Annotated in this window: 18 protein-coding genes, 1 tRNA gene and 1 pseudogene; 1 reads left to right on the top strand and 19 read right to left on the bottom strand. The window is 39.8% G+C overall.

Annotated features, from left to right (window positions below; translation table 11 throughout):
- Positions 1 to 4 precede the first annotated feature (4 nt).
- The 11 genes and pseudogenes from truB to BM146_RS20395 all read right to left on the bottom strand — a co-directional run.
- On the bottom strand, positions 5 to 961 hold the full coding sequence (gene truB / locus BM146_RS07375; protein WP_074886631.1) for a tRNA pseudouridine(55) synthase TruB: 957 nt from the start codon (positions 959 to 961) through the stop codon (positions 5 to 7).
- Between the two features lie 63 nt (positions 962 to 1024).
- Complete coding sequence (locus BM146_RS07370) at positions 1025 to 1969, bottom strand: DHH family phosphoesterase (protein ID WP_074886628.1); 945 nt, start codon at positions 1967 to 1969, stop codon at positions 1025 to 1027.
- A 19-nt stretch (positions 1970 to 1988) separates the two neighbouring features.
- The gene (rbfA, locus tag BM146_RS07365) at positions 1989 to 2411 is read right to left on the bottom strand and encodes a 30S ribosome-binding factor RbfA (RefSeq protein ID WP_074886625.1); all 423 of its coding nucleotides are present in this window, start codon (positions 2409 to 2411) and stop codon (positions 1989 to 1991) included.
- Positions 2412 to 2455: 44 nt separating this feature from the next.
- A complete protein-coding gene (gene infB, locus BM146_RS07360; protein ID WP_074886623.1) occupies positions 2456 to 5416 on the bottom strand; it encodes a translation initiation factor IF-2 in 2961 nt (986 codons plus the stop codon).
- Positions 5417 to 5746: a L7Ae/L30e/S12e/Gadd45 family ribosomal protein gene (locus BM146_RS07355; RefSeq protein WP_242949362.1), complete on the bottom strand. Its 330-nt coding sequence runs from the start codon at positions 5744 to 5746 to the stop codon at positions 5417 to 5419.
- The gene (rnpM, locus tag BM146_RS07350) at positions 5736 to 6005 is read right to left on the bottom strand and encodes an RNase P modulator RnpM (RefSeq protein WP_074886619.1); all 270 of its coding nucleotides are present in this window, start codon (positions 6003 to 6005) and stop codon (positions 5736 to 5738) included. The genes BM146_RS07355 and rnpM overlap by 11 nt, the downstream gene beginning before the upstream one ends.
- A gap of 1 nt (position 6006) precedes the next feature.
- On the bottom strand, positions 6007 to 7164 hold the full coding sequence (gene nusA, locus BM146_RS07345) for a transcription termination factor NusA (protein ID WP_074886615.1): 1158 nt from the start codon (positions 7162 to 7164) through the stop codon (positions 6007 to 6009).
- A 24-nt stretch (positions 7165 to 7188) separates the two neighbouring features.
- Positions 7189 to 7650, bottom strand: a complete 462-nt coding sequence (gene rimP / locus BM146_RS07340) for a ribosome maturation factor RimP (protein WP_074886611.1) — start codon at positions 7648 to 7650, stop codon at positions 7189 to 7191.
- A gap of 204 nt (positions 7651 to 7854) precedes the next feature.
- A tRNA-Glu gene (locus BM146_RS07335) sits at positions 7855 to 7926 on the bottom strand.
- Positions 7927 to 8062: 136 nt separating this feature from the next.
- Entirely contained in the window at positions 8063 to 9025 is a 963-nt protein-coding gene (locus BM146_RS07330; protein ID WP_074886608.1) for a D-2-hydroxyacid dehydrogenase, read from the bottom strand.
- A gap of 28 nt (positions 9026 to 9053) precedes the next feature.
- A pseudogene (locus BM146_RS20395) lies at positions 9054 to 9230 on the bottom strand (transposase); the annotation flags it as partial.
- A gap of 134 nt (positions 9231 to 9364) precedes the next feature.
- Between BM146_RS20395 and BM146_RS07320 the strand changes: the two are divergent.
- Positions 9365 to 10504, top strand: a complete 1140-nt coding sequence (locus tag BM146_RS07320) for an RNA-guided endonuclease TnpB family protein (RefSeq protein WP_074886603.1) — start codon at positions 9365 to 9367, stop codon at positions 10502 to 10504.
- 192 nt (positions 10505 to 10696) lie between these two features.
- On the opposite strand, the gene BM146_RS07315 is transcribed toward BM146_RS07320, so the two are convergent.
- The 8 genes from BM146_RS07315 to BM146_RS07280 all read right to left on the bottom strand — a co-directional run bounded on the left by BM146_RS07315 (position 10697) and on the right by BM146_RS07280 (position 24279).
- Positions 10697 to 11407 (bottom strand): EAL domain-containing protein, encoded by a 711-nt coding sequence (locus tag BM146_RS07315; protein WP_074886600.1) that lies wholly within the window; start codon positions 11405 to 11407, stop codon positions 10697 to 10699.
- Positions 11408 to 11571: 164 nt separating this feature from the next.
- The gene (locus tag BM146_RS07310; RefSeq protein WP_074886597.1) at positions 11572 to 13635 is read right to left on the bottom strand and encodes a methyl-accepting chemotaxis protein; all 2064 of its coding nucleotides are present in this window, start codon (positions 13633 to 13635) and stop codon (positions 11572 to 11574) included.
- 15 nt (positions 13636 to 13650) lie between these two features.
- On the bottom strand, positions 13651 to 15489 hold the full coding sequence (locus BM146_RS07305) for a peptide ABC transporter substrate-binding protein (protein WP_074886594.1): 1839 nt from the start codon (positions 15487 to 15489) through the stop codon (positions 13651 to 13653).
- 159 nt (positions 15490 to 15648) lie between these two features.
- Complete coding sequence (locus BM146_RS07300; protein WP_177201614.1) at positions 15649 to 16311, bottom strand: phosphatase PAP2 family protein; 663 nt, start codon at positions 16309 to 16311, stop codon at positions 15649 to 15651.
- Positions 16312 to 16393: 82 nt separating this feature from the next.
- On the bottom strand, positions 16394 to 20938 hold the full coding sequence (locus tag BM146_RS07295; RefSeq protein WP_074886591.1) for a PolC-type DNA polymerase III: 4545 nt from the start codon (positions 20936 to 20938) through the stop codon (positions 16394 to 16396).
- Between the two features lie 62 nt (positions 20939 to 21000).
- The gene (gene ispG / locus BM146_RS07290; RefSeq protein WP_074886588.1) at positions 21001 to 22065 is read right to left on the bottom strand and encodes a flavodoxin-dependent (E)-4-hydroxy-3-methylbut-2-enyl-diphosphate synthase; all 1065 of its coding nucleotides are present in this window, start codon (positions 22063 to 22065) and stop codon (positions 21001 to 21003) included.
- 13 nt (positions 22066 to 22078) lie between these two features.
- Positions 22079 to 23131 carry an RIP metalloprotease RseP gene (gene rseP / locus BM146_RS07285; protein WP_083413445.1) on the bottom strand — a complete coding sequence of 351 codons (1053 nt, stop codon included), beginning with the start codon at positions 23129 to 23131 and terminating at the stop codon, positions 22079 to 22081.
- On the bottom strand, positions 23128 to 24279 hold the full coding sequence (locus BM146_RS07280; RefSeq protein ID WP_074886585.1) for a 1-deoxy-D-xylulose-5-phosphate reductoisomerase: 1152 nt from the start codon (positions 24277 to 24279) through the stop codon (positions 23128 to 23130). The genes rseP and BM146_RS07280 overlap by 4 nt, the downstream gene beginning before the upstream one ends.
- Positions 24280 to 24363: the final 84 nt, after the last annotated feature.

Here is a 24363-nt window from a genome sequence, read left to right as displayed (position 1 = left end):
ATCATTATTTCTCGAAAAAGAATTTATCGACTTTGAACATCCTTGTTCTCTCATCATATTTATAGATTCCAAAAAAAGTTTCGTCTTCCGCATAAACCCTTATCATGTTGCCATCCGTGAACATCTCTTTTTCAAAATCCTTGTCGTTAACACCGCTCGGATCTTCATTCAAAATATTGTCTTTCTTAAAGCTGTTTCCATTTTCAAGAAGGACTCTTGCACTGTCTTTTACATGGATTTTGTCCAGATCCCTGAAAATGTACTCAGGAGACTGGATTGCATCTGATAATGTACCATTATCGCGCATCTCTTCCACCTGTGCCAGAGTTATAGCTGTTTCCAGATTAAACGCTCCGACTCTTGTTCTTGTAAGATGCTGCATTGCCGCTCCGCAGCCAAGTCTTTCTCCAATATCATTGCAAAGAGTTCTGATATATGTTCCCTTTGAGCACTTAACCTCAATGGTAAAAATATGATCACTTTCCAAATGTGAATCATCAAGAACAGTTATTGCTCCAATATGGATCTTTCTTGGCTTTCTCTCGACCTCAATTCCCTCTCTTGCAAGCTCATAGAGCTTTTTGCCATCCTGCTTTATAGCAGAATACATGGGAGGAATCTGATCATAATCGCCAACAAAAGCCTGAACAGCCTCATGAAGTTCAGCCTTTGTTACATTTACAGGCAGTTCCTTAAGAATATTTCCCGACATATCCTGTGTATCAGTTGTAACCCCAAGCCTGCAGACCGCGATATATTCTTTATCATGGTCTGTAAGCATCTCTACAAGCTTTGTACCGGTTCCAAGGCATACTACCAAAACACCAACAGCATCAGGATCAAGAGTTCCGGTATGTCCAATCTTTTTTTGCTTAAGGATTCCCCTTAGTTTAGCCACCACATCATTAGATGTAAAGCCGGGCTCCTTATATATATTTATCAAACCATTATATTTGTTCATGTTCTTATTCTCATTCTTAGTCAAAACAAGCCACAAGACATCTCATATCTTGTGGCTATATTATTATAACTGTTGCTGAATATATTTTGTAATGTTATTTATAACATCATGCTGTGTTCCATTGACAGTACAACCTGCAGCTCTCATATGTCCGCCGCCGCCAAAAATCTTGGCAACCTTCGAAACATCTACACTTCCGTCGCTGCGAAGGCTTACCCTGTAAGTCATTGGTTCCTCTTCATACATGAATATTGAACAACCAACACCGATTGTAAGAAGCATCTGATTAACGATTCCATCCATGTCATTGCTGGTAGCACCGTAAAAATCCATTGTCTGTCTTGAAACAACTGATACAATACACTTTCCATCCATCAGCAGAATACTCTCGAGAAGCGCTCTGCCCAGAATCTGATTCTGAAGATATGTCTTTTCATAGAATACATGGTCTATAAGACTTCCAAAATCAAATCCATATCCGATAAGCTTTGCGGCTATCTCCATAGTTCTTGGAGAAGTGCTGGAATACTTAAATACACCTGTATCTGTCACCATTCCGGTATAAAGAGATTTTGCAATATCTTCATCCATCTTATCAGTATCGATCACAGTATAAACCAGCTCGCAGGCACTACTTGCTGTAGGAACTATATAATTCACATTTCCTGTTCCCGGATTACTGATGTGATGGTCAATATTGACAGTGTTCTTAGCAGCATCAAAAAAGCCTTCTGCATTACCAAGACGATCCTTACCACAATCAAGAGCAATAAACAGATCATAACTTTCAACATCTGTTGTGTATTCTTTATTAGCCTTATCTGATTTTTTAATGAATTCAAGTTCAGGTGGAATACTCTCTAGAAAAACATCCACCCTTGTATCAGGATAATTCTTGGATAGATAAAGATACATTCCCATGCATGATCCGACACAGTCTCCATCTGGTCTTATATGACCGCTAATACCTACTGTCTTTACGCCTTGCATTAATTCATCTATCTTCATATCTACCTACTCTTTCCTATCAATCTTCGTTATCTTCTTCGTCCTCAAAAGAATCTTCTACTTCTTCTCCGCGGGCTGCTCTTGCTTCATTGTCCTTTGCTGTAACTTCATCAATCTTCTTGGACATATTGATAGCATACTCAATTGAGTCGTCCATAATGAATCTAAGTTCTGGAGTGTATCTCATATTGAGCTCTTTTGCCAAAGTGCTGCGGATATAACCTGAAGCACTCTTAAGTCCCTCCTGAGTACGAAGTCTGTCCTCTTCATCACCCATTACAGTTACCCAGACCTTGCATGTTTTAAGGTCTGGAGCAACTTCAACTTCCATAACGGAGACAAATGGACTGATCCTTGGATCTTTACTATAACGAATGGCTTCTGAAATAACTTTCATTACTTCGCCATTTATTCTTTTATTTTTGTTACTGTTCTTACGCATTATTGCTTCCTCCGTGATATACGAATGCTTCGCCCCTATATCACTTATGTTCTAGGTACTTCTACCATTTCATAAGCCTCTACCATATCACCTTCATGCATCTGGTCGAAGCCATCAAATACAAGACCACACTCGAAGCCTTCCTTAACTTCCTTAACATCATCTTTGAATCTCTTAAGTGAAGCAAGGTCACCTTCAAAGATCTGCTCGCCATCTCTTGAAATACGAACTTTGCAGTCTTTCTTAATGATACCATCTTTTACGAAGCTACCTGCGATATTACCAATCTTGGAAGCCTTGAATATCTGACGAACTTCCGCATGTCCTGTAACTCTTTCTTCATAGATAGGAGCAAGCATTCCCTTCATAGCATATTCAATCTCTTCGATTGCCTGGTAGATAACCTTGTAAAGCTTGATCTCAACGCCTTCGTGCTCAGCCATGCTCTTTGCTGTAGCATCAGGACGAACGTCAAATCCGATGATGATAGCGTTAGATGCAGCAGCAAGTGTTACATCTGACTCGTTGATGGCACCAACACCACCATGGATAACCTTAACAACAACTTCATCATTAGAGAGCTTAAGAAGACTCTGTTTAAGGGCTTCTACGCTCCCCTGGACATCAGCCTTGATGATGATATCAAGTTCCTGAAGTCTTCCTTCCTCAATTTTGGAGTAAAGATCATCAAGAGACATCTTAGCCTTTGTCTCTTCGATAAGGTCTTTCTTGTGCTGCTGAAGGTATGTATTTGCATACTGCTTAGCTTCCTTATCAGTCTCATGTCCAAGGAATACTTCACCTGCATTAGGAACATCAGAAAGACCAAGGATCTCAACAGGCTGTGAAGGACGGGCTTCTTTAAGCTTATTGCCCTTATCATCAACCATGGCACGAACTTTACCTGAGCTTGCGCCTGCAGAAATGAAGTCACCAACATGAAGTGTTCCCTTCTGAACAAGAACGTTTGCAACAGGACCACGTCCCTTATCAAGTCTTGCCTCAAGAACAAGTCCTCTGGCCATTCTGTCAGGATTAGCCTTAAGCTCTAAGATATCAGCTGTAAGGATGATTGTCTCAAGAAGGTCTTCAATACCCTCACCAGATTTAGCTGATACAGGAACAAACTCTGTTGTTCCGCCCCAATCTGTAGAAATAAGACCATACTCTGTCATTTCCTGTTTAACTTTATCAATATTTGCATTTGGCTTATCAATCTTGTTGACAGCTACGATGATCTCAACTTCAGCTGCCTTAGCATGGTTGATAGCTTCTACTGTCTGAGGCATTACACCGTCATCAGCAGCTACTACAAGTACTGCGATATCTGTAGAATTAGCACCACGCATACGCATTGCTGTGAATGCTTCATGACCAGGTGTATCAAGGAATGTGATCTTCTGATCATTTACAGATACTGTATAAGCACCGATTCTCTGAGTGATACCGCCGGCCTCTCTGTCAGTTACGCTTGTCTTACGGATTGCATCAAGAAGTGATGTTTTACCGTGGTCAACGTGACCCATTACGCAGACAACAGGTGGTCTCTTCTTAAGTGTCTCAGCTGCATCCTCATCCTCTTTAAGAAGTTCTTCAATAACGTCTACAGGAACTTCCTTCTCACAGATGATATCGTACTCGATTGCTATATTCTCAGCCTCTTCATAAGTAAGCTCTGTATTTACAGTAGAAACCTGTCCAGCCATAAAGAGCTTCTTGATGATAACTGAAGGCTGCATCTTCATCTTCTCAGCAAGTTCCTTGATAGAAACCTTCTCAGGAATAGAAATTACTTTGATCTGCTCTTCAGGTTCCTCTACCTTCTTAACTTCAGGCTTAATGAATCTGCCAACTCTCTTGCTTCTTGGCATCATCTCTTCCTGCTCATAAGCAAGATCCTTCTTATTTCTCTTATCCTTTTCCTGACCAATACGACGTCTCTCTTCGTCTCTGTGGCTTCCGCCGTCCTTTACAGGAGCTGCATCAGCAAACGAGCCTCTCTGATTCTTATCGAACTTGTTATTTCTATCGTTTCTGTCACTTCTGTCGTTACGATCATTTCTTCCGCCGAACTTGCCACCAGGCTGTCCACCGTTCATCTGACCGTCACGGCCACCACGCTGACCAAATCCGCCCTGATTGTTATCTCTACGGAATCCGCCATTCTGTCCGTTATTTCTATTCTGGAAGCCGTTTCTGTCATTGCGATCATTTCTTCCGGAATTATTTCTGTTATCTCTGTTGTTATCTCTATTGTCTCTGTTATTTTCTCTGTTATTATCCCTGCTGTCTCTGCTATCCCTGTTGTCTCTATTATCTCTATTATCCCTATTATCTCTAGGTCTCTCATTCTGAACAGGTGCTGCATTTTCTCTCTTAGGAGATTCATTGCGAACAGGTGCTGCCTGCTGAACAGGCTGCTCTTTAACAACCTTATTCTCCTGAACTTCAGGCGCTACTTCCTTCTTAGGAGCCGGTTTTGGGGTAACGCTCTTATTAATAGGAGTATTATAGCTCTCAAGCTGTGAAGGAGCAGTTAATGGCTTGATAGGATGGTAAATATTCTGAGACTGTGCAAAAGTGCCTCTTCTGTTATTACCATTATTCTGGTTATTGCCATAACCGCCTCTGTTATTATCACGGCGCTGATTGTTATTGTTATTATTCTGAGTACCGGAATTATTACCGCCCTGGTTATTGTGGTAGCCTCCCATTTTTGAATTGCCGGCATTTGTAACCATGATAATCTTCTTCTTTTTCTTTGGCGCATCCGCGTCAGCTTTAGAAGTTTCTGTTTTTGCAGGTGCCTTCTTCTCTTCTGCTTTGGACTCATCTATTTTCTTAGATGAACCCTTAAAATGATTTCTAGCCACCTCCGCATCAGTTTCTTCTATTGAACTGTTCGAACGCTTTGCCTCTATGCCTTTCTCCTGCAAAACACTTATCAGCTCCTTTGCGTCGCATCCAAGCTCACTTGCAAGTTCGGATATTTTAATCTTTGCCATTCACATTTCCTCCGTACTTTTTTCTGAAAGTAAGTTCTTTATGAGCGTCTTGGCAAATCCCGCATCAGTAATAGCCAAACTCGTTCGAACGTCCTTACCTATTGCATGTCCCAGTTCATCCATATTTCCATATAAATAAAACGGAACGTTATAATAACTACATTTATCACTAAATTCTTTTTTGGTGTTATCTGAGGCATCCTCGCTGACAATAACCATCACAGCTGTTTTTTTCCGGATTGCTTCAAGAACAGCAAATTCACCGCTTTTTAGCTTACCGGCCCGCTGACACAGCCCCAGCATACCAAGTATCTTTTCTTTAGAATCCAATCTCGCTTAACTCCTTTTTAAGCTTTTGAAGCTCGTCTTCAGGAACAGATGATTTAAGAGATCTCTCAAGGCCCTTATTCTTAAATGCTTTTTTCAGACATTCCTCTGATCTGCACAGATAAGCTCCTCTGCCATTAGCTTTCCCGGTGAAATCTATTTTCACATCGCCTTCAGGAGACTTAATAACTCTGATCATCTCCTTTTTTTCCTTCATCTCCATGCATCCAACGCACTTTCTCATCGGAATCTTTTTCTGCATATTATTCCTCTACTTCAGAATCGGAAGCTTCTGCTTCACCTTCCTCATACTCGCCTTCTTCGTACTCATCATAATCTTCATCATCAAGATAATCTTCCATACGGAATCCAGGAGCATCCTTAGCCTGTGTCTCACTCTTGATATCAATCTTGTATCCTGTAAGTCTTGCAGCAAGTCTTGCATTCTGACCTTCCTTACCAATTGCAAGTGAGAGCTGATAATCAGGAACAACTACCTTAGCACTCTTCTCATCCGGGTCAGCAAATACAGCTACAATCTTAGCTGGTGAAAGAGCATTCTGGATAAGATTTCCAGGATTCTCATCCCAGTTGATGACATCAATCTTTTCACCATTTAACTCATCTACAATAAGGTTAACTCTGGCGCCGTTCACACCAACGCATGCACCAACAGCATCTACGTTAGGGTTGTTAGAATAAACAGCAATTTTTGTACGGCTTCCGGCTTCTCTTGCAATTGACTTGATTTCTACAGTTCCGTCCTGGATTTCAGCAACTTCCTGCTCAAAAAGTCTCTTTACAAGATCAGGGTGAGTTCTTGATACAAGAATTCTTGGTCCCTTTGATCCATTTTTAACCTCAAGAACGTATACTTTGATACGTGATGTTGGTCTGTATACTTCACCCTTAACCTGCTCGTTCTCGTTAAGGATCGCATCTGCACGTCCCAGGTTAATACTTACGTTTCTTCCGATAAATCTCTGAACAACACCTGTTACGATATCATGCTCTTTTTCAAAATACTCATTGTAGATAGCGCCACGCTCTTCCTCACGAATTTTCTGAAGAATAACGTTCTTGGCATTCTGAGTAGCAATACGTCCGAATTCCTTTGAGTTAAGAGGAACTGCAACGATATCACCAATCTTTGCCTTTTTTGTTATCTTCTTTGCATCGTCGAGGCAAATTTCAAGCTGTGGATCCATAACATCATCTTCAAGCTCGACTACTTCTTTATCGGCATAGCACTTAAAATCGCAATTATTTCTATCTACCTCTACTCTAATATTCTCAGCCTTGCCAAAATTATTCTTGCAGGCTGTGATAAGTGAATTCTCAATTGCATCGAACAGAGAATCTTTGCTGATGTTCTTCTCCTTTTCTAAAAGGTCAAGGGCATCCATTAATTCTTTACTCATCGTAATCTCCTTTTTCCGCCTGGATTAAAAATCCAGTGCAAGCTTAATCACTGATATCTCTTTTCTTGAAAAAATCTCATCTTTATCATTTATTGTCACGGTTACACTGTCGCTATCATAACTTTTAAGTGTACCGGCAAACTCTTTGACACCATCACGCGCTTTAAAAAGTTTGAGCTCAACATCCTGTCCCAAACTATTCTCAAAATGTCTGTCCTTTTTGAGTTGTCTTCCAAGTCCCGGACTCGAAACCTCCAAAGTGTAGGCATCCTCAATAAAGTCGTCTGCATCAAGAGCATCTGAAAGTGCATGGCTTACATCAACGCATTTATTGATGTCAACGCCACCATCCCTGTCGATATATGCTCTAAGATACCATTCGCCGGCTTCCTTAACATACTCTACATCGTAGATGCTGACTTCATTTGCCTTAGCAATAGGGACAAGCATTTCCTCTACTTTTGCTTCAATTTCATTTTTCTTCATTCATTTTCCTCTTTACATGCCATGGCACAACCCGATGGTTACCATACGCATTATTACATAAAGAAAGTGGGCTTTCTTCAAGCCCACTTCGCAATTACCATTTTGACCATATCACAAAAACGACATTTCGTCAAGGATATGCACAAAAATTCCCAGATTGCTAAAGCAATCTGGGATTCGGGTTGGGCTGTTATAAACAGTCAATACCTCGTAGCGGAATCGAACCGCTGATTCTGCCGTGAGAGGGCAGCGTCTTAACCGCTTGACCAACGAGGCTTATCAGTTTGTTTGTCGCTTCTGTATCTTCTGTATCGCGACGACTTGTTTATAATAGCCCATTGCAATTAAAAATGCAAGTACTTTTTTGAAAAAAATTCAAAAATCGTTATAGCGCTATTTTATTAACTATCTTTCATGGATTAACTATATTTCTCATCTCGCCCTTTTGCCAGGCTACAACGTTCTTCTTTACTTCTTCAAGGCATCTTTTTCTTGCTTCTGTACTTGCCCACGCCATGTGAGGTGTTACAAATAGTTTTCCGCTGTCCTGTATTTTAAGAAGCGGTGAATCCTTTGCCATAGGTTCGGGATTTAATACATCAAGTCCTGCTGCCGCAATCTTCCCTTCTATAAGAGCATCATAAAGATCCTGCTCACATACCACTGCACCTCTGGCTACATTTATAAGAATAGCGCTATTCTTCATCTTATCAAAAGCATCTTTATTGAAAAGATTTCTGGTTCTGTCTGTAAGCGGGCAATGTAATGATATAACATCTGAACGGGATAAGAGTTCATCAAACTCAACTCTCTCATAATCTGTACATGTGCTCTTTCCGGAAGCAGAATAAAAAATGACCTTTGCGCCAAAGGCAGTTGCTACCTCCGCAACTTTTCTTCCAATGTTTCCCATTCCAACAATTCCATAAGTTTTTCCATCAAGTTCATTAAATGGAATATCAAGACAACAAAAATGAGACTGATTAGCGTACTTTCCACTCTTAACGAATTCGTCATAGTATCTGGAATTTTCCATCAGATAAAACAAAAGTGAAAATGTATGCTGAGCAACTGACATAGTTGAATAACCAACTACATTGGCCACTTTGACGCCATGTCTGTTACAAGCTTCAATATTGGCATTATCAAATCCCGTTGCAAACTCACAGATAAGTTCAAGATCCGGAGCCGCATCAAGAATCTTGTCTGATATTGCACTTTTATTGATCATAAGCACCTTGGCGCCTGCAAGTCTTTCCGCTGCATTGTCATCTGTTATCTTATCATCGTAATAGGTACACTCTCCAAGCTCATCAAAGAGTGTATAGTCCATATCTGATCCTACGCTGTCTGTATCTGCTACAACAATTTTCATAAATAAACCCCTTTCGATTTCGTAGCCATTAACCTTGGTTCTCGATATATTTTTGTATAGTTGCTGAGAATACTTCGCCTATACTGCAAGCAAAATAACCATCTGACCAAAATATCTTATGCTTCCAGTAACACTTAGATAAAAAGTTTGGATATTTCTGCCATAGATAGTGTGTGGTCTGTTGCTTAATAAGCTTTACTATGTCGTAGCCTGCATCTTGCAAAGCTTTGATTATTATGTCTTTAACTTAGTTTTCCATGTAAAATCGCCTTACAAATAATTGATTTTCACTAATAAATATTATATTATATATTTAGTGAAACAGCAACGAGGTACACTATGGAACAGATGACAGTTACAGCTAAAATTCAGATATCTGTTAATGCAGACAGTAAGGTTTTTCTTGATGAAACCATGTCTGTTTATTCTGATGCCTGTAATTATGTATCTGACTATGTGTTCCGCACTCACGACCTAAAGCAGTTCTCACTTAACAAGGCTTTGTACTCTACACTCCGAGAAATGTTTGGACTCAAATCTCAGATGGCTCAATCCGCATTTAAGACTGTTATTGCAAGATATAAGACCATCCTCGAAAATCAGAAGGAGTGGATTCAGCCATCCTTCAAAAAACCACAGTATGACCTTGTTTGGAACAGAGATTATTCCCTTACACAAAACTGCTTTTCAGTAAATACACTGAATGGACGTGTTAAGTTGCCCTATTTCGCTGAAGGCATGGCAAAATACTTTGACCACGACATCTATAAGTTTGGAACTGCCAAGCTTGTAAATAAGCATGGTAAGTATTTTTTGCATATCCCCGTAACCTACGATGTCGAAGAAAGTAATGTTTCTGACATCTGTAATGTCGTTGGTATTGACAGAGGTATAAACTTTGTCGTTGCTACTTATGACAGTAAGCACAAGTCTGGATTTGTAAGCGGTAAAGCCATCAAGCAGAAACGTGCTCACTATTCTAAGCTTCGTAAAGAACTCCAAATGTGTCAGACACCATCTTCAAGACGTAGATTAAAAGCTATCGGTCAGCGAGAAAACCGTTGGATGCAGGATGTTAACCATCAGGTATCAAAGGCACTCATTGAATCCAACCCGAAGCATACGCTCTTTGTTCTTGAAGATTTGTCAGGCGTTCGTAATGCTACAGAGTGTGTCAGAACCAAAGACCGCTACGTTTCCGTATCGTGGTCTTTTTATGACCTTGAACAGAAACTCATCTACAAAGCTAAACAGAATCAGTCTACTGTTATTAAGGTTGACCCTCGTTATACGAGTCAGTGCTGTCCTGTATGTGGACACATTGAAAAAGCCAATCGTGATAAGAAATTGCATCTGTTTACTTGTAAGAACTGTGGCTATAAATCAAACGATGACCGCATTGGAGCTATGAATCTGTACCGCATGGGAATCAACTATCTTGAAGATAGTCAAGTACCTGATACAGTTACGGCAGAGTAAATCTTTGTCGTAAGGGGCGGTGTCAACCGTCCCATGATGCGACCCCACGGAAGTTACACCGACAAAATGTAGGAGTTATTGCAACGAACTACAGGGGAGTCGCAAGCCACGTACCTTTAGGTGCGTGGTAGTTGACATCTGCTTTTCTCCTCAATTTATAATATTTGAAATTATTTACAAAAGAACCTAAGATTAATAAATCTTAGGTTCACCTAAAAAGTACCCTTGAGCAAGGTCAATTTTCATTCTCTTAAAGAAATTATATTCTTCCTGAGTCTCAATTCCTTCTGCAAGAATAATTATATCTCTTGCCTTAAGTTCCTCAATAATTTCTTTTACGTTATGCTGCTTGGTAAAATCCTTATCCACACCGGATACAAATTTCCTATCGATCTTAACAAGATCAGGTCTGTAAAAATCAAGACACTCCTTGTCTATGTTGCTGCCGGTTCCAAAATCATCTATAGCCACAAGCGGAGTTGCTCCTTCAATAGAAAAAGCAACTTTTTTCATCTCCCAGGCATATTTTTCAAGCTTGGTATATTCAAGCATTTCATAAACAAGGCGATTTCTCATGGTATCACCGCCAAGTGCTGCTACCTGTTTAGTCTGTTCAATCCTCATACATACCGATGGAAAAGAATTCATAAAGAGCATTCCTTCAAGTCCTGCCTCCATGAAATGCTTAACTCCGTAATAGTTGGTAATCTCTTCTATCAGATAAAGCTTATCCATCTCAGCTACAGCTTTTATAAACTCAACAGGTGTATATGGTTCAGGTCTCATAAGAGCTTCGTAGCCATATATTGAATTGTCTTCCAGTTTAATAATCGGTTGAAACGCAAACTTTATATTCTGAGGATTCTCAAGCAGATACTCAACCGTAACATCCTTGTTATTCATTAAAACCCTTTTCTAAAAACAAAACCCATTTCACACAAAAACAAAACAATGAAAATATATCAGCTTTCTTTTATTAATTCAAGCACAATTTATCATCAGTGACAGCTTAAAAGCGCTAAAAAAGAGTCAGAATTTTCGCCTGACTCTCTTTTAGGCTATATACATTATCTAAGTTTGAACTTTCCTACAACGCTTGAGAGACTTCTGGATATTTCCTGCTGACGCACAGACATATCTGACACATTATCAACAACACCTGAAACCGTATTTACCGTATCTGTTATTTCTGAACTTCTTGAAGCAGTATCCTGTGTCGACTCGGTAATATTTTGAATTGCCGAGCTGACTTCATTCATAGCACCACGTATAGTATTGACCATTTCAGCAATTGATCCCGACTGCTGCCCAAAAGATTCTGCATCGCTGCCATATTCCCTAGCAACGTTTACAAAATTATCATAGTCAGACTTAACTGTTTCATTAAGGAACTTCAAAAGCTCATTGGTAGCATTTAAAAGATTTTCAAATGCAGCCTGAACATTCTCTACTGTTCCCTGAATCTGGCCTACAGCCTCCGCTGTATCACCTGCCAACTTGTTGATTTCCGATGCCACTACCGCAAATCCCTTACCATGTTCGCCAGCCCTTGCAGCCTCAATAGACGCATTCAATGACAAAAGATTGATCTGATCTGCTATCTCTGCTATAGAATCAGCAAGGGAACCTATTTCTTTAACAACCTCTGCCTGCTCATTGGCTTCTTCTACATCTCTTTCTCTTTCAGAAGCTATAGCAGTTGCATGTTCACTTGCCATTCTTGATTTTGCTTCAATATCTGCAGCCTTTTTCTGAATATCGTCAGCCTGTGTTCTGGTTTCATCAGCCTGAGCAGAGAGCATCTGTACAGACGCATTAACTTCTTCTATGGAAGCATTTACTTCCTCTGTTGCTGCAGAAGCGCTCATCATTGCATCATTTACGCCTGTCATATTACTTCTTATCATCTGGAAATCATTACTTAACTGTTCAGCCATATTTCCAAGATTGGATGATGCATCGCCAATTCTTTCGGATTCTTCTGAAACCTGTGTGATAACGGATTTATTGCTCTCATACATGTTATTGAGAGATTGCGACATCTGCCCCAACTCATCATCACTTTTAGAAGATATACGTTCAATTGTAAAGTCTCCCTGTGCCAGATTCCCAGCAAAAGCCTTTACATTGTTTACACTCTTTACTATTGAGAACGCAAGGCCGATTATTATAGCTCCGCAAACCACAAGTGCTATAACGCATATAAGAATCAAAAATGACCTTATGGCAATTACACTTGCATTCATTTCTTTCTCCTGAAGCGTAACAGCCAGCTTCCATCCCACATCAGGTACAGTACCGTAGAATAAAAGATACTTCTCTCCATTTTGGATAAAAGATGTAACTCCACTATCTTCAGACATTATCTTTGCGCTGGCAGCGGCAAGCGTTGTATTGCTGTCATTTGCTATATTTAATCCCGTAGAAATTTTTTCAGGATCAACATCATACAGATACACTCCATTAGAATCCAATAGTATCGGAGCTGAATTTTTGCCAAGTGAAATACCTGATACCATGCTTTGAATCGAATCAAGATATATATCTACAGTAATGCATCCCGAATAGTAGCCAGCCACATCATATATCGGAGCAGAGCACGTTGCCATTACTTTACTGCTTGAAGGATCATAATACGGATTTGTTATGTTTGACTCTCCCTCGGAAAGAGAAACTGCCACTGTGTAGTATTCCTGGTTAAAGTAGTCATAATCAGCATTTGAATACTCATCAGTGTATGTAATTGTATCTCCATCTCTGTACCAGTAAGGCCCAGCATACGTCTTGTGCTCGTATACGCCCTGTTTAAACCATATTCCTGATCCTGATATAACGTCATTTGACAAAACAGCTTTTTTAAAAATTGCCTGATATACATCAAGATCTGTGGAGCTGTATGTTCCGCCAACTGTATTGGCAAGAGTTGTTGCCGTTGACCTGAGTGTCATAAGTGTTGCATTGATATCACTGACATTTGCCATAATAGATTCTTCAGCTTTTTGCTCGGTCAATGTTTCTATAGCATCCGATGATTTGTTAACGCTGACTGCAGTTACAATAATCAGTGCCAGTGCAACAGCCGGTATTATTCCCAAAAGCATCTTGGATAGCAGGTTCATTTTTCTTAACATTACAGTGTCCCCTCCTTACTCTTCTTCTACATATGGCTCTCTGCCAAACTGAGGATCATTATTACCTGAGTCAGTAATAAACATTTCAAGCATGTTTACGGGATCATTGAAATCTGCAAGCCACCCCTCTCTGGCAACATCATAGTTGCCATCCTTGCGGTTTTGAAGGAAGGTATTCCACTCCTGCTTTACTATTGTCATCTCGATTCCAATTTCAGCAAGATCTCTTTTTATGGCTTCTGCCACCAGAACATGAGATTGACTGTCATTAGTCAGAAATTCAAATGCTATGGGCGTATCCTGCGAAAGCTTTCCTTCTGAATCAAAGGTATAACCTGCTTCTTCTAAAAGTGCTTTTGCCTCCTGAATTGTTGCATCTGTTTTCTCTGCCGGATAATAGCCTGTAGATGAAGAATCAGGGAATGAATAGCTATCGTCATTTGCTTTAAACACTCCTCCATTACCGTCAAGCATTCCTTCAGGTATGAACGAAGTTGCTATAGTCTGTCCTGTCTGGCCGATTTTTTCTACGATATAGCTTCTGTCAACCAAAAGTCCTATTGCCCTTCTCATGGCTGAAGCCTGCATTGATGTCTTTCCGTCAAACAAATGACTGTTTACATTAAAAGCAAAGTAGTATGTTCCAAGGTTCGGATCAATATGAAATTCCGGATCTGAAGATGCAATAAAGCCGGCAATTTCATCCGTAGGAACAGAATCTGCAAAATCAATTTCTCCATTTTTGTATTGACTAAAAATCACTTCTTCATCCGATGTAAGAACAAAAACAAGTTCATCTACCGATACATTCTCGGCATCATAAAAGTACGGATTTTTCACATAGACCATTCTGTTTCCGGGCTCCCACGACTGTAGTGTAAACGCACCACTTGCCACAAATCCCACATGTTCCGCCCAGGCTCCCGGATTAACTCCGTCAGGATCTGCAGCTTCTACTGAAGGCTGATGCACAGGAAAGAAAATCGGAAATGCCATAAGATCAAGAATATATGCACAAGGTGATGTTAAAGTGAAGGTCAGTGTTGTATCGTCAACTGCCTTTGCCTTGACTTTTCCATCATCATACCCTGCAAAGTTACTGAACATGTACGCATAATCAGCATTAACGGAAGGTGTAACTGCTCTATTCCAGGAATATACAAAATCAGATGCTGTTAAAGGTGAACCATCAGACCACTTCAGATCCTTTTTTAAATGGAAAGTATAGTTAAGCCCGTCTTCCGATACCTCATATGGGTTAGCTTCATCTGCAAGCGCAGGAATGCACTCACCATCAGCATTATAGGTGTAAAGACCCGCAAAAGTGTTAGCCACAAGACATGCGCCGTCCACAGAGGAATTAAGCGCAGGATCAAGATAAGTCGGATCAGACGAAAGACTTACTCTTAAGATATTGTCAGTACATCCTTTTGCATACATAAAGTATTTTGTACCAAACAATGAAGAATAAATTCCATCAATTGATGCCTTCTGAAGATAAGGATCATTATAATAATACAGTGGAACAACAGCCCCTGTTGACATTAATATGTCTTCAGCCCGATGCATCATTGCCTCTCGCTCTTTATAATCCGTGGTATTTTTTATATTAAAAATCAACTGATTATACTCAATCCAATCAGGTGCTGCACTGTTATGCACAGAATTGGTAAGTGTGGTTGGCCAGTTAATACCACTTACTGAATTTTCAGTATTTGCTTCAACAGCCGAACCTGATGCGCTATCTGCAGCCTGACCTACATCTTCGGAATTATCAATTTGCTTTCCACATCCCGTGCAAATACTTAATATCATTGATATAACTATTCCACAGGATAACACTTTGTTCCACATTTTGTTACCTCCTAATATATATTCCCAAAAACACAGACCCTCTACATATAACTCTATCAAAAAAAAACTATATTTATACGATATTTCAATTAACTTTTTATTAATTTTAAAAAGCCGGAATCTCTTAAACGATCCCGGCTTTTTTAAACTATTTATTTATTACAACCTGTTATAAACATTAGAGAAAAGGCTAATATAGCAAAGACTTATCAAACACCCACCCAAAATATCAGTAAACCAGTGGACACCGCAAACAAGTCTTCCTACAACAGTCAGTGCTACTATCACCAGACATACTATCTTGCATATCTTAACGACATTTTCATTCTTTATATACTTAGGAAGAACATACATTAATGTCCCAAATATTGTAACGATGAGCATTGTATGTGAAGAAGGAAAAGAAGCCTCAACATGCTCAGCTCCTTCTTCAATTATAGGTCTGTAGTTCACAATAACTTTTTCAAAAAAAGCATATGTGACAAGTACAACTGCATAGAGTCCTCCAAGGCAGAGAATTTCTTTATCAACCTTAACAATACTTTTTCTCTTAATAAGCTGTATCACTCCAAGGCACGCAAAAACAGCAACAACTAAAATTGCAAGAACTCCAAAAAGCTCTGTGAGTTTATACCACACCATGTTAATTCCAAAGAACTCATGAATAAAGCCATTGATATGAGAAAGCCCTATAGAAGTATCCTCCGGACCTATAGCCGCAACATCAACTCTTTTTACCAAAAAGATCAGAACCAGAAAAGCTCCAAACATGATCCTGGCAAACATATTGCCCTTCTTTTCCACATTGTCATTTGTTTCCATTATTTTTCTCCTCCTAGTCATTTTCTACTATAATAATTTATTTTTATTACAGTTAAATGACTATTAAATAACACTTTTGTAATCATCCCTTCATCAGGTCAAAAATACTGATCTGATTGGAATCAGGTATATCTCCCAAAAGTCCCATATCAGCCATCTTTTCAAGTACTGTCTGAGGGCACTTTGTTCTTGCCTTAAAGTCATCCTTAGATAAAAATGGTCCATCTTTTGCTGCTTCAACTATCTGATCAGCAGCTTTCTCACCCATACCATCGATACTTGTAAGCGCAGGCATTATCTTATCTCCGATGACCTGAAAATCCCTGGACTTAACTTTAAAAATATCTATAGGAAGGAACTCAATTCCACGCTCATACATTTCCTCTACAAGTCTCATATCGCCATACTCTGCCTGCTGTGCATTTGTGAGCTCATCCTTCTTATTATTGTACTCACGCATGATAGCCCTCAAGTGATTTTCACCCTGACACATGTGCTCATAGTTAAAGGCCTTTGCTCTGATACTAAACCAGGCAGCATAAAAAGCCTGCGGAACATATACTTTGAAATATGCAATTCTCCAAGCCATCATAACGTAAGCTGCGGCATGGGCCTTAGGGAACATGTACTTAATCTTTTCACAAGACCAGATATACCAGTCAGGAACGCCGTGATCTGTCATATCTTTCTTCCAGTCTGCCCAGTTGCTTTCTTTTCCTTTTGCAACTTTTCCTTTACGAACAGCTTCCATGATTTTAAAGGATTCTGATTTATCAAGTCCCTTTTGGATCAGATAAATCATAATATCATCTCGACAACAGATGCAGGTATCAATTGTCGCCTTACCTTCCTGGATAAGAGTCTGCGCATTGCCAAGCCAAACGTCAGTACCATGCGACAGACCAGAAATTCTTATAAGGTGGGACAATGATGATGGTCCTGCATCAATAACCATCTGCATAGCAAAATCTGTACCAAACTCAGGAAGTCCCAAGCATCCAAGCTTTGTTCCGCCGATCTGATCAGGCGTGATATTAAGAGCAGTAGTGTTCATGAAAAGGCTCATAACATTCTTATCATCAAGTGGTACAGTCTTAGGGTCAAGCCCTGTACAATCCTGCAGGAATCTAATCATAGTAGGATCATCATGTCCGAGAATATCAAGTTTTAACAGGTTGTGGTCAATAGAGTGATAATCATAATGAGTCGTTATGGTTGCTGTTGTCATATCATTGGCCGGATGCTGTACAGGACAGAAAGAGTTAATATCTTCACCAACAGGCAAAACTATGATTCCACCAGGATGCTGACCTGTTCCTCGTCTTATACCGGTACACCCCTGAACAATTCTGTTAATCTCACATTTTCTCTTGCTGGCACCAATTCCGTCGAAATACTTTTTAACAAAACCATAAGCCGTCTTATCTGCAAGAGAAGCTATTGTTCCAGCTCTGAAAGTCTGTCCATAACCAAAAATGACTTCGGTATACTTATGAGCTTTAGACTGATACTCACCAGAGAAGTTAAGGTCAATATCAGGCTCCTTATCACCCTTAAATCCAAGGAATGTCTCGAAAGGAATATCAAATCCATCCTTGTTCATCATAGCTCCACACTTAGGGCATCTTTTATCAGGCATATCACAACCTGAATTACCGCCATACTTAAGTACTTCCTCGGAATCAAAGTCACTGTATTTACACTTAGGGCACACATAGTGCGGGCTAAGTGAATTAACTTCTGTGATACCTGATGTAAATGCGACAAAAGAGGAACCTACAGATCCTCTCGATCCAACCAGATATCCGTCTTCATTGGACTTCCAAACAAGCTTCTGGGCGATGATATACATAACCGCGAAACCATTCTTTATAATTGAGTTAAGCTCTCTCTCAAGTCGCTCCTGAACTATTTCAGGAAGGTTTTCTCCATAAATTTCATGAGCCTTGTCGTAACAGATCTTAGTAAGGATCTCATCACTGTTTTCAATGACAGGGGGACACTTATCAGGTCGCACAGGCGATATGCTCTCGCACATATCAAGGATTTTTCTGGTATTATCTATAACAATTTCTTTTGCCTTATCACCGCCAAGATAATCAAATTCCTCCATCATCTCGTCAGTTGTCCTAAGGAAAAGAGGTGCAGGCTCTTCATCATTCATACCTTTTCCGGCCATGATGATTGTTCTGTATATCTCATCCTCAGGATTTAAGAAATGAGCGTCACAGGTAGCAACAACAGGTTTGTTGAACTGCTCACCAAGCTTAACTATTTCTTTGTTAAGCTCTCTTATATCGTCATCACTATTTACATCTTCATATCGTTCTGAATCCACCATGAAGTGGTTGTTACCCACAGGCTGAATCTCAAGATAATCATAAAAATCAACAATTCTTGCTATTTCTTCTGGTGGTCTTCCTTCTACAACTGCTCCGTAAAGTTCACCGGCACAGCAGGCACTTCCTACTATAAGGCCTTCCCTGTGTTTCATAAGTTCGCTCTTTGGAATAAGCGGAAATCTTCTGAAATAATCAATATGGGACTCACTAATAAGGGTATAGAGATTAACTCTTCCCAAAGTATTCTTGGCAAGAATAATACAATGATTAGGACGAAGATGTCTTATCATTTCCTTGGTTGGCTTTCCAAGAACATTTACATCAGTAAGTGTTACTGCCTTTTGTTCCTCAAGCATTGGAAGGAACTTGTTAAAAATAAGTGCAGTACATTCAGCATCATCTACCGCTCTGTGGTGATGCTCAAGCACAACTCCCAAAGTCTTGGCAACAGCATCAAGTGTATGTTTAGCCTGAAGCGGAAAGAAATATCTTGATAACCATAAAGTATCAACAGTCGTATAATCCGCAGGAATGCCAAGTTCAAGGCAGTTCTGATTTATAAAGCTTATATCAAATCCAACGTTATGTCCTACTAAAACTGCATCTTTACAGAACTCTACAAACTTAGGAATAATAACTTCCCTTGTAGGAGCATCCATTACCATCTCATCAGTGATACTTGTAAGTTTCTCAATTCTATATGGAATTGGCACCTGAGGATTTATAAACTCAGAAAATCTCTCAATTATCTCCCCATTTCTTACCTTCACGGCACCGATTTCAATAATCTTATTTTTAATAGGAGAAAAACCTGTGGTCTCAATATCAAACACAACAAAGGTTGTATCTCGCAGTGGCTGCCCCTTATCATTTACAACAATTTCCTTAAGGTCATCAACAAGATACGCCTCTACTCCCAGAATCAGTTTAAAGAAATCCTGTCTCTCGATAGGTGGCTCTCCGGCTTCTTTTCTTCTCTTTTTCTCATCATTAAAGAGGTCTTCCCAAACGTGATTGGCATCTGTAAGGGCCTGAACAACACCATGGTCTGTTATGGCAATACCCGGCATTCCCCATTTGTAAGCCTGTTTAACTATATCCTTAACTTCAGAAACACCATCCATATCGCTCATCTTGGTATGGCAGTGAAGCTCTACTCTTTTTACTTCCGCCCTGTCTACTCTCTTTGTAGTAAAATCAGGGATCTTTTTTACACCGACTATAGACTGAAGAGACAGCTCATGGTCAAATTTATCAACAGCAGCAATACCTTTGATCTTAAGGAAAGCCCCTGGTTTAATATCCTTTGTAATATCAGGAACATCCTCTGTTTTTACGAACATCTTAACCGTAATAGAATCAGTAAAGTCAGTAATATCAAATATCATGATGCTCTTTTCATTTCTGATATCTCTTTGGTCATATGCTGTCACCTTACCATGAACTGTAACTTCACCAAGTTCACCGATAAGATCTGAAAGTTTCATTGTCTCATCATCAAAATCTCGGCCGAATACAACATCAGGATTGTCACTTCGCTTGTAGCTACCGCCAAAGTCTCTCTTTGGCGTCCACTTGCCTTTTGAAAATCCAGCTTTTGTCCCTTCCGCTGCGCTCTTTTGAGGTTCCTCATTTTTCTGAGCTTTTTCTTCAACAGCCTTTTCTGCTTTCTTCTCAGCAGCCTGCTTTTTCTTTTCTTCAGATTTCTGTTCAAAATCCTCAAGCTTCTTGGCCATTTTAACTGACTCATCAGTATAATCCGGCTCTTTTGTCTCTTTCTCTATATCTACAAATTCAGGCGAAATAGCTACAGACAATCCACATCTCTCATTTACAATTTTTGATAAAACCCTAATAAGATCAGGTGCCTTCTTTTTGCCAACTACGCTGTTTTCAAGCTGAATGATCACATTTCCGTCATCCGGATACTCAAAATTGGCAGCACGAAAAAGACTATACTCCATATGATCATAGTCTTTTAATTCCATCTCTATACTCTCTCTGTAAATATCAAATAGATTCTGTGGTGTATATTGAGCAGACAGGCTAAACTTCTCATAGATTTTGATAGTAAGATCCTGTCCGTTAAATAACTGCTTTTTTATACCGGTTTCAGTTTTGTAAATATCAGCCTTATCAATAAGAGCATTACTTGATATATATATTCTTATAAAATCCTGTTTTCTTGTGGTTGAGACCTTAACAACCTCAGTTTGTTCCATAATCTCCTGAGTTCGGTCATCAAGCTTAAGGCCAGGAAAAACCTCAAAAAACTTCTTTCCCATTAAAAACTCCTAAATAAAACTACCTCGCCAGAACACGTTCGAACCAGACTATATATTGCTTATCAGTCATTAGAAGGCCAAGCGTCAAGTTCTTCCTTAAGAACAGCAAGCAACTGATCTTCAGGGACTTTTTTGATGATTTCGCCGTGCTTTATAAGAAGGCCTTCTCCATCTCCGCCTGCAATCCCGATATCTGCTTCTTTAGCTTCTCCAGGGCCATTTACTGCACACCCCATAACTGCAACCTTGATATCAAGAGGATACTTCTGAACCATTGTCTCTACCTGATTGGCAAGACCAATGAGATCAATCCTTGTTCTTCCACAAGTTGGACATGAGACAACTTCAATTCCTCCCTTTCTGATATCGAGAGTTCTTAGGATCATCTTGGCTGTCTTTATCTCTTCAACAGGATCACCTGAAAGAGAAACTCTGATTGTATCACCAATGCCTTCATTTAAGATAATTCCAAGTCCTACAGAAGACTTAATGTTGCCACCGTAAACTGTTCCCGCTTCTGTTATTCCTACGTGAAGAGGATATTTACACTGCTTTGCCAATAATTCATGTGCCTTTACGCACAGCATAACATTAGATGACTTAATGCTGACTACCATATTGTCGTACCCAAGGTCCTCAATGATACCAACCTTATCAATTGCACTTTCAACAAGACCTTCAGCAGTTACACCATGGTACTTCTCAACAAGATTCTTCTCAAGAGATCCGCTGTTAACTCCCACACGAATAGGAATATTTCTCTCTTTTGCACAGGATACCACCGCTGCGATTCTATCCTTTGATCCAATATTTCCGGGATTGATCCTAATCTTGTCAGCACCATTTTCCATAGCAGCTATAGCCATCTTATAATCAAAGTGGATATCTGCCACAAGTGGAATATGTATCTGCTTCTTTATTTCTCCAAGAGCCTTTGCAGCTTCAATATTAGGGACTGTGCATCTAATGATATCACAGCCCGCTTCTTCAAGTCTTTTTATCTGAGCAACTGTTCCCTCGACATCCTCTGTCCTTGTATTGGTCATAGACTGAATAAGAATAGGGTTCCCTCCGCCGATTACTCTGTCTCCTATATGTACAACCTTTGTATTATCTCTATATGCCATAGTTTTCCTCTCTTTACCTTGTAAACTTTGTTATATCATTGAAAAGCACAAATACCATAAGCCCTAAAAGTGCAACCATACCAATCATGTGCACAAATCCCTCTTTTTCAGGAGGTACCGGTTTTCCAAAGATAACTTCAATGAATTGGAACACCAGTCTTCCACCATCAAGAGCAGGAAGTGGCAAAAGATTCATAACTCCCAGATTGACAGACAAAAGAACTGTCAGAGACATCATGGTAAGTATCACAGCTGAGATTCCATAAGGCTTGACCTCCTCATAAGCATCATCAACAATCTTAACCATTCCAACAGGCCCTGATACATCATCTGCTGAAAGTCTGCCCTTTACTAAAAGTGCAAGACTTCTGTATGTGGTCTTAAAGTAATAACGCACCTCATACCAGGCATATTTAAGAGCTGCAGCTCCTTTAATCTCTCCATATTCTCCAAGATAAACGCCCATATAGTATCTTCCGGCTTCTTCACTGTACTTTGGAACAAGAGTAGTCTCGTGTTTTACACCATCTCTCTCGTAGACAATATCCATAGGTGAACCTTCAGCAAACTGAGATATCAATGTAACTTCTCCTGCCATATACACCTTTTCACCATCGACACTTATGATTTTATCACCGGCCTTAAGTCCGGCCTCAGCTGCAGCAGAATCCTCAGTCAGCTGATTTATAACAGGAAAATTCCAGGCAGAAAAACTTACAAGAATTACTGCAAGCAAATACGCTATGATAAAGTTTGCAAAAGGTCCGGCAAAAAGAGTTGCTATCCTGCGCCAAACCGGTGCATTTAAAAATGAATGCTCATCATAGGTCTCATTTTCTTCTGCAACAGGGTCCATTCCATCAAATACACATGCTCCACCTATCGGTAAAAGCTTTATGCTGTAAAGAGTTTCACCCTTTTGCTTTTTCCAAAGAGTAGGCCCCATTCCAACAAAAAACTCATTAACCCTGATGCCACCTGCCTTGGCTATTATAAAGTGTCCGAATTCATGAGATGTAACAAGTATTCCGAAGATTATGAAGAATATAATAATGCTTATTATCATATATTGTATTTTCCTCCAAGAAACTCATAGGTCTCTTTTTCTGTCAAAATGATTGCGTCAACATCAGGATTTTCAACCCTCACATGGTGTTCCATTGCCTCTTCGATCATGTCGTAAATCTCAAGATAACGAATATCGCCCTTTAAGAATCTGCGAACAGCCATTTCATTGGCTGCATTAAATACTGTAGGCATACTTCCACCCGCATACGCTGCATCAAAAGCAAGCTTAAGTCCTCTGAATGTTTCTATGTCAGGCTTTTCAAAAGTCAAACTTCCAAGTTCAAACAGATCAAGTCTCTTTTCAGCCATAGGTCTTCTGTCCGGGTAAAAAAGCGCATACTGAATAGGAAGTTTCATATCAGGAACGCCAAGCTGTGCGATCACTGCTCCATCCACATACTGAACAGCACTGTGAACAATACTCTGGGGATGAACAAGCACCTGAATATTATCAAGGCTCACATCAAACAGCCATCTGGCTTCCATGACTTCCAATCCTTTATTTACAAGCGAAGATGAGTCAATAGTAACCTTGGGTCCCATATCCCAGTTAGGATGTTTAAGAGCATCTGCCGCAGTCATATTTTCAAGTTCAGATTTTTTCTTTCCTCTGAAAGGGCCGCCACTGGCTGTTAAAAGAATTTTCTCAACCTTGTCCTTTGGTTCTCCGTTAAGAGACTGGAAAATAGCGCTATGCTCACTATCTACAGGAAGGATCTTTACTCCCTTCTTTGCAGCGAGCGGCATAATGATATGACCTGCACATACAAGCGTCTCTTTGTTGGCAAGAGCAATATCTTTTCCACTCTCTATAGCTTTGATAGTAGGTCTTATTCCAATCATTCCTACTACTGCAGTAAGAACTGTGTCAGCCTCAGGTACAGATACGATTTCAAGCAATCCTTCCATACCGCTGTATACTTCTATGTCAATGTCAGAAAGCCTCTGCTTCAGATCATTTGCCGCACTTTCATCAAACATGCAGACATATTTGGGCTTAAACTCTCTAACCTGTCTTTCAACCATCTCTACTCTGGTGTTTGCAGCAAGACCAACTACCTCAAGCTCCTTATTGTTATTCCTTACAACATCCAAAGTCTGTGTTCCAATAGAACCGGTACTTCCAAGTAAAACTATCTTTCTCATTTTTTCTCCTAGCATTGAAACATTCTACATTAAAAAAGTATACGCCGTATTAGAGTATTCCACTAATACAGCGCTTATTATACG

Origin of the sequence: Butyrivibrio proteoclasticus, from assembly GCF_900115735.1 — a bacterium.
Lineage (GTDB): Bacteria > Bacillota > Clostridia > Lachnospirales > Lachnospiraceae > Butyrivibrio > Butyrivibrio proteoclasticus_B.
The sequence above is the reverse complement of the archived record's forward strand: the minus strand, read 5'-3'. Positions and strand labels throughout refer to the sequence as shown.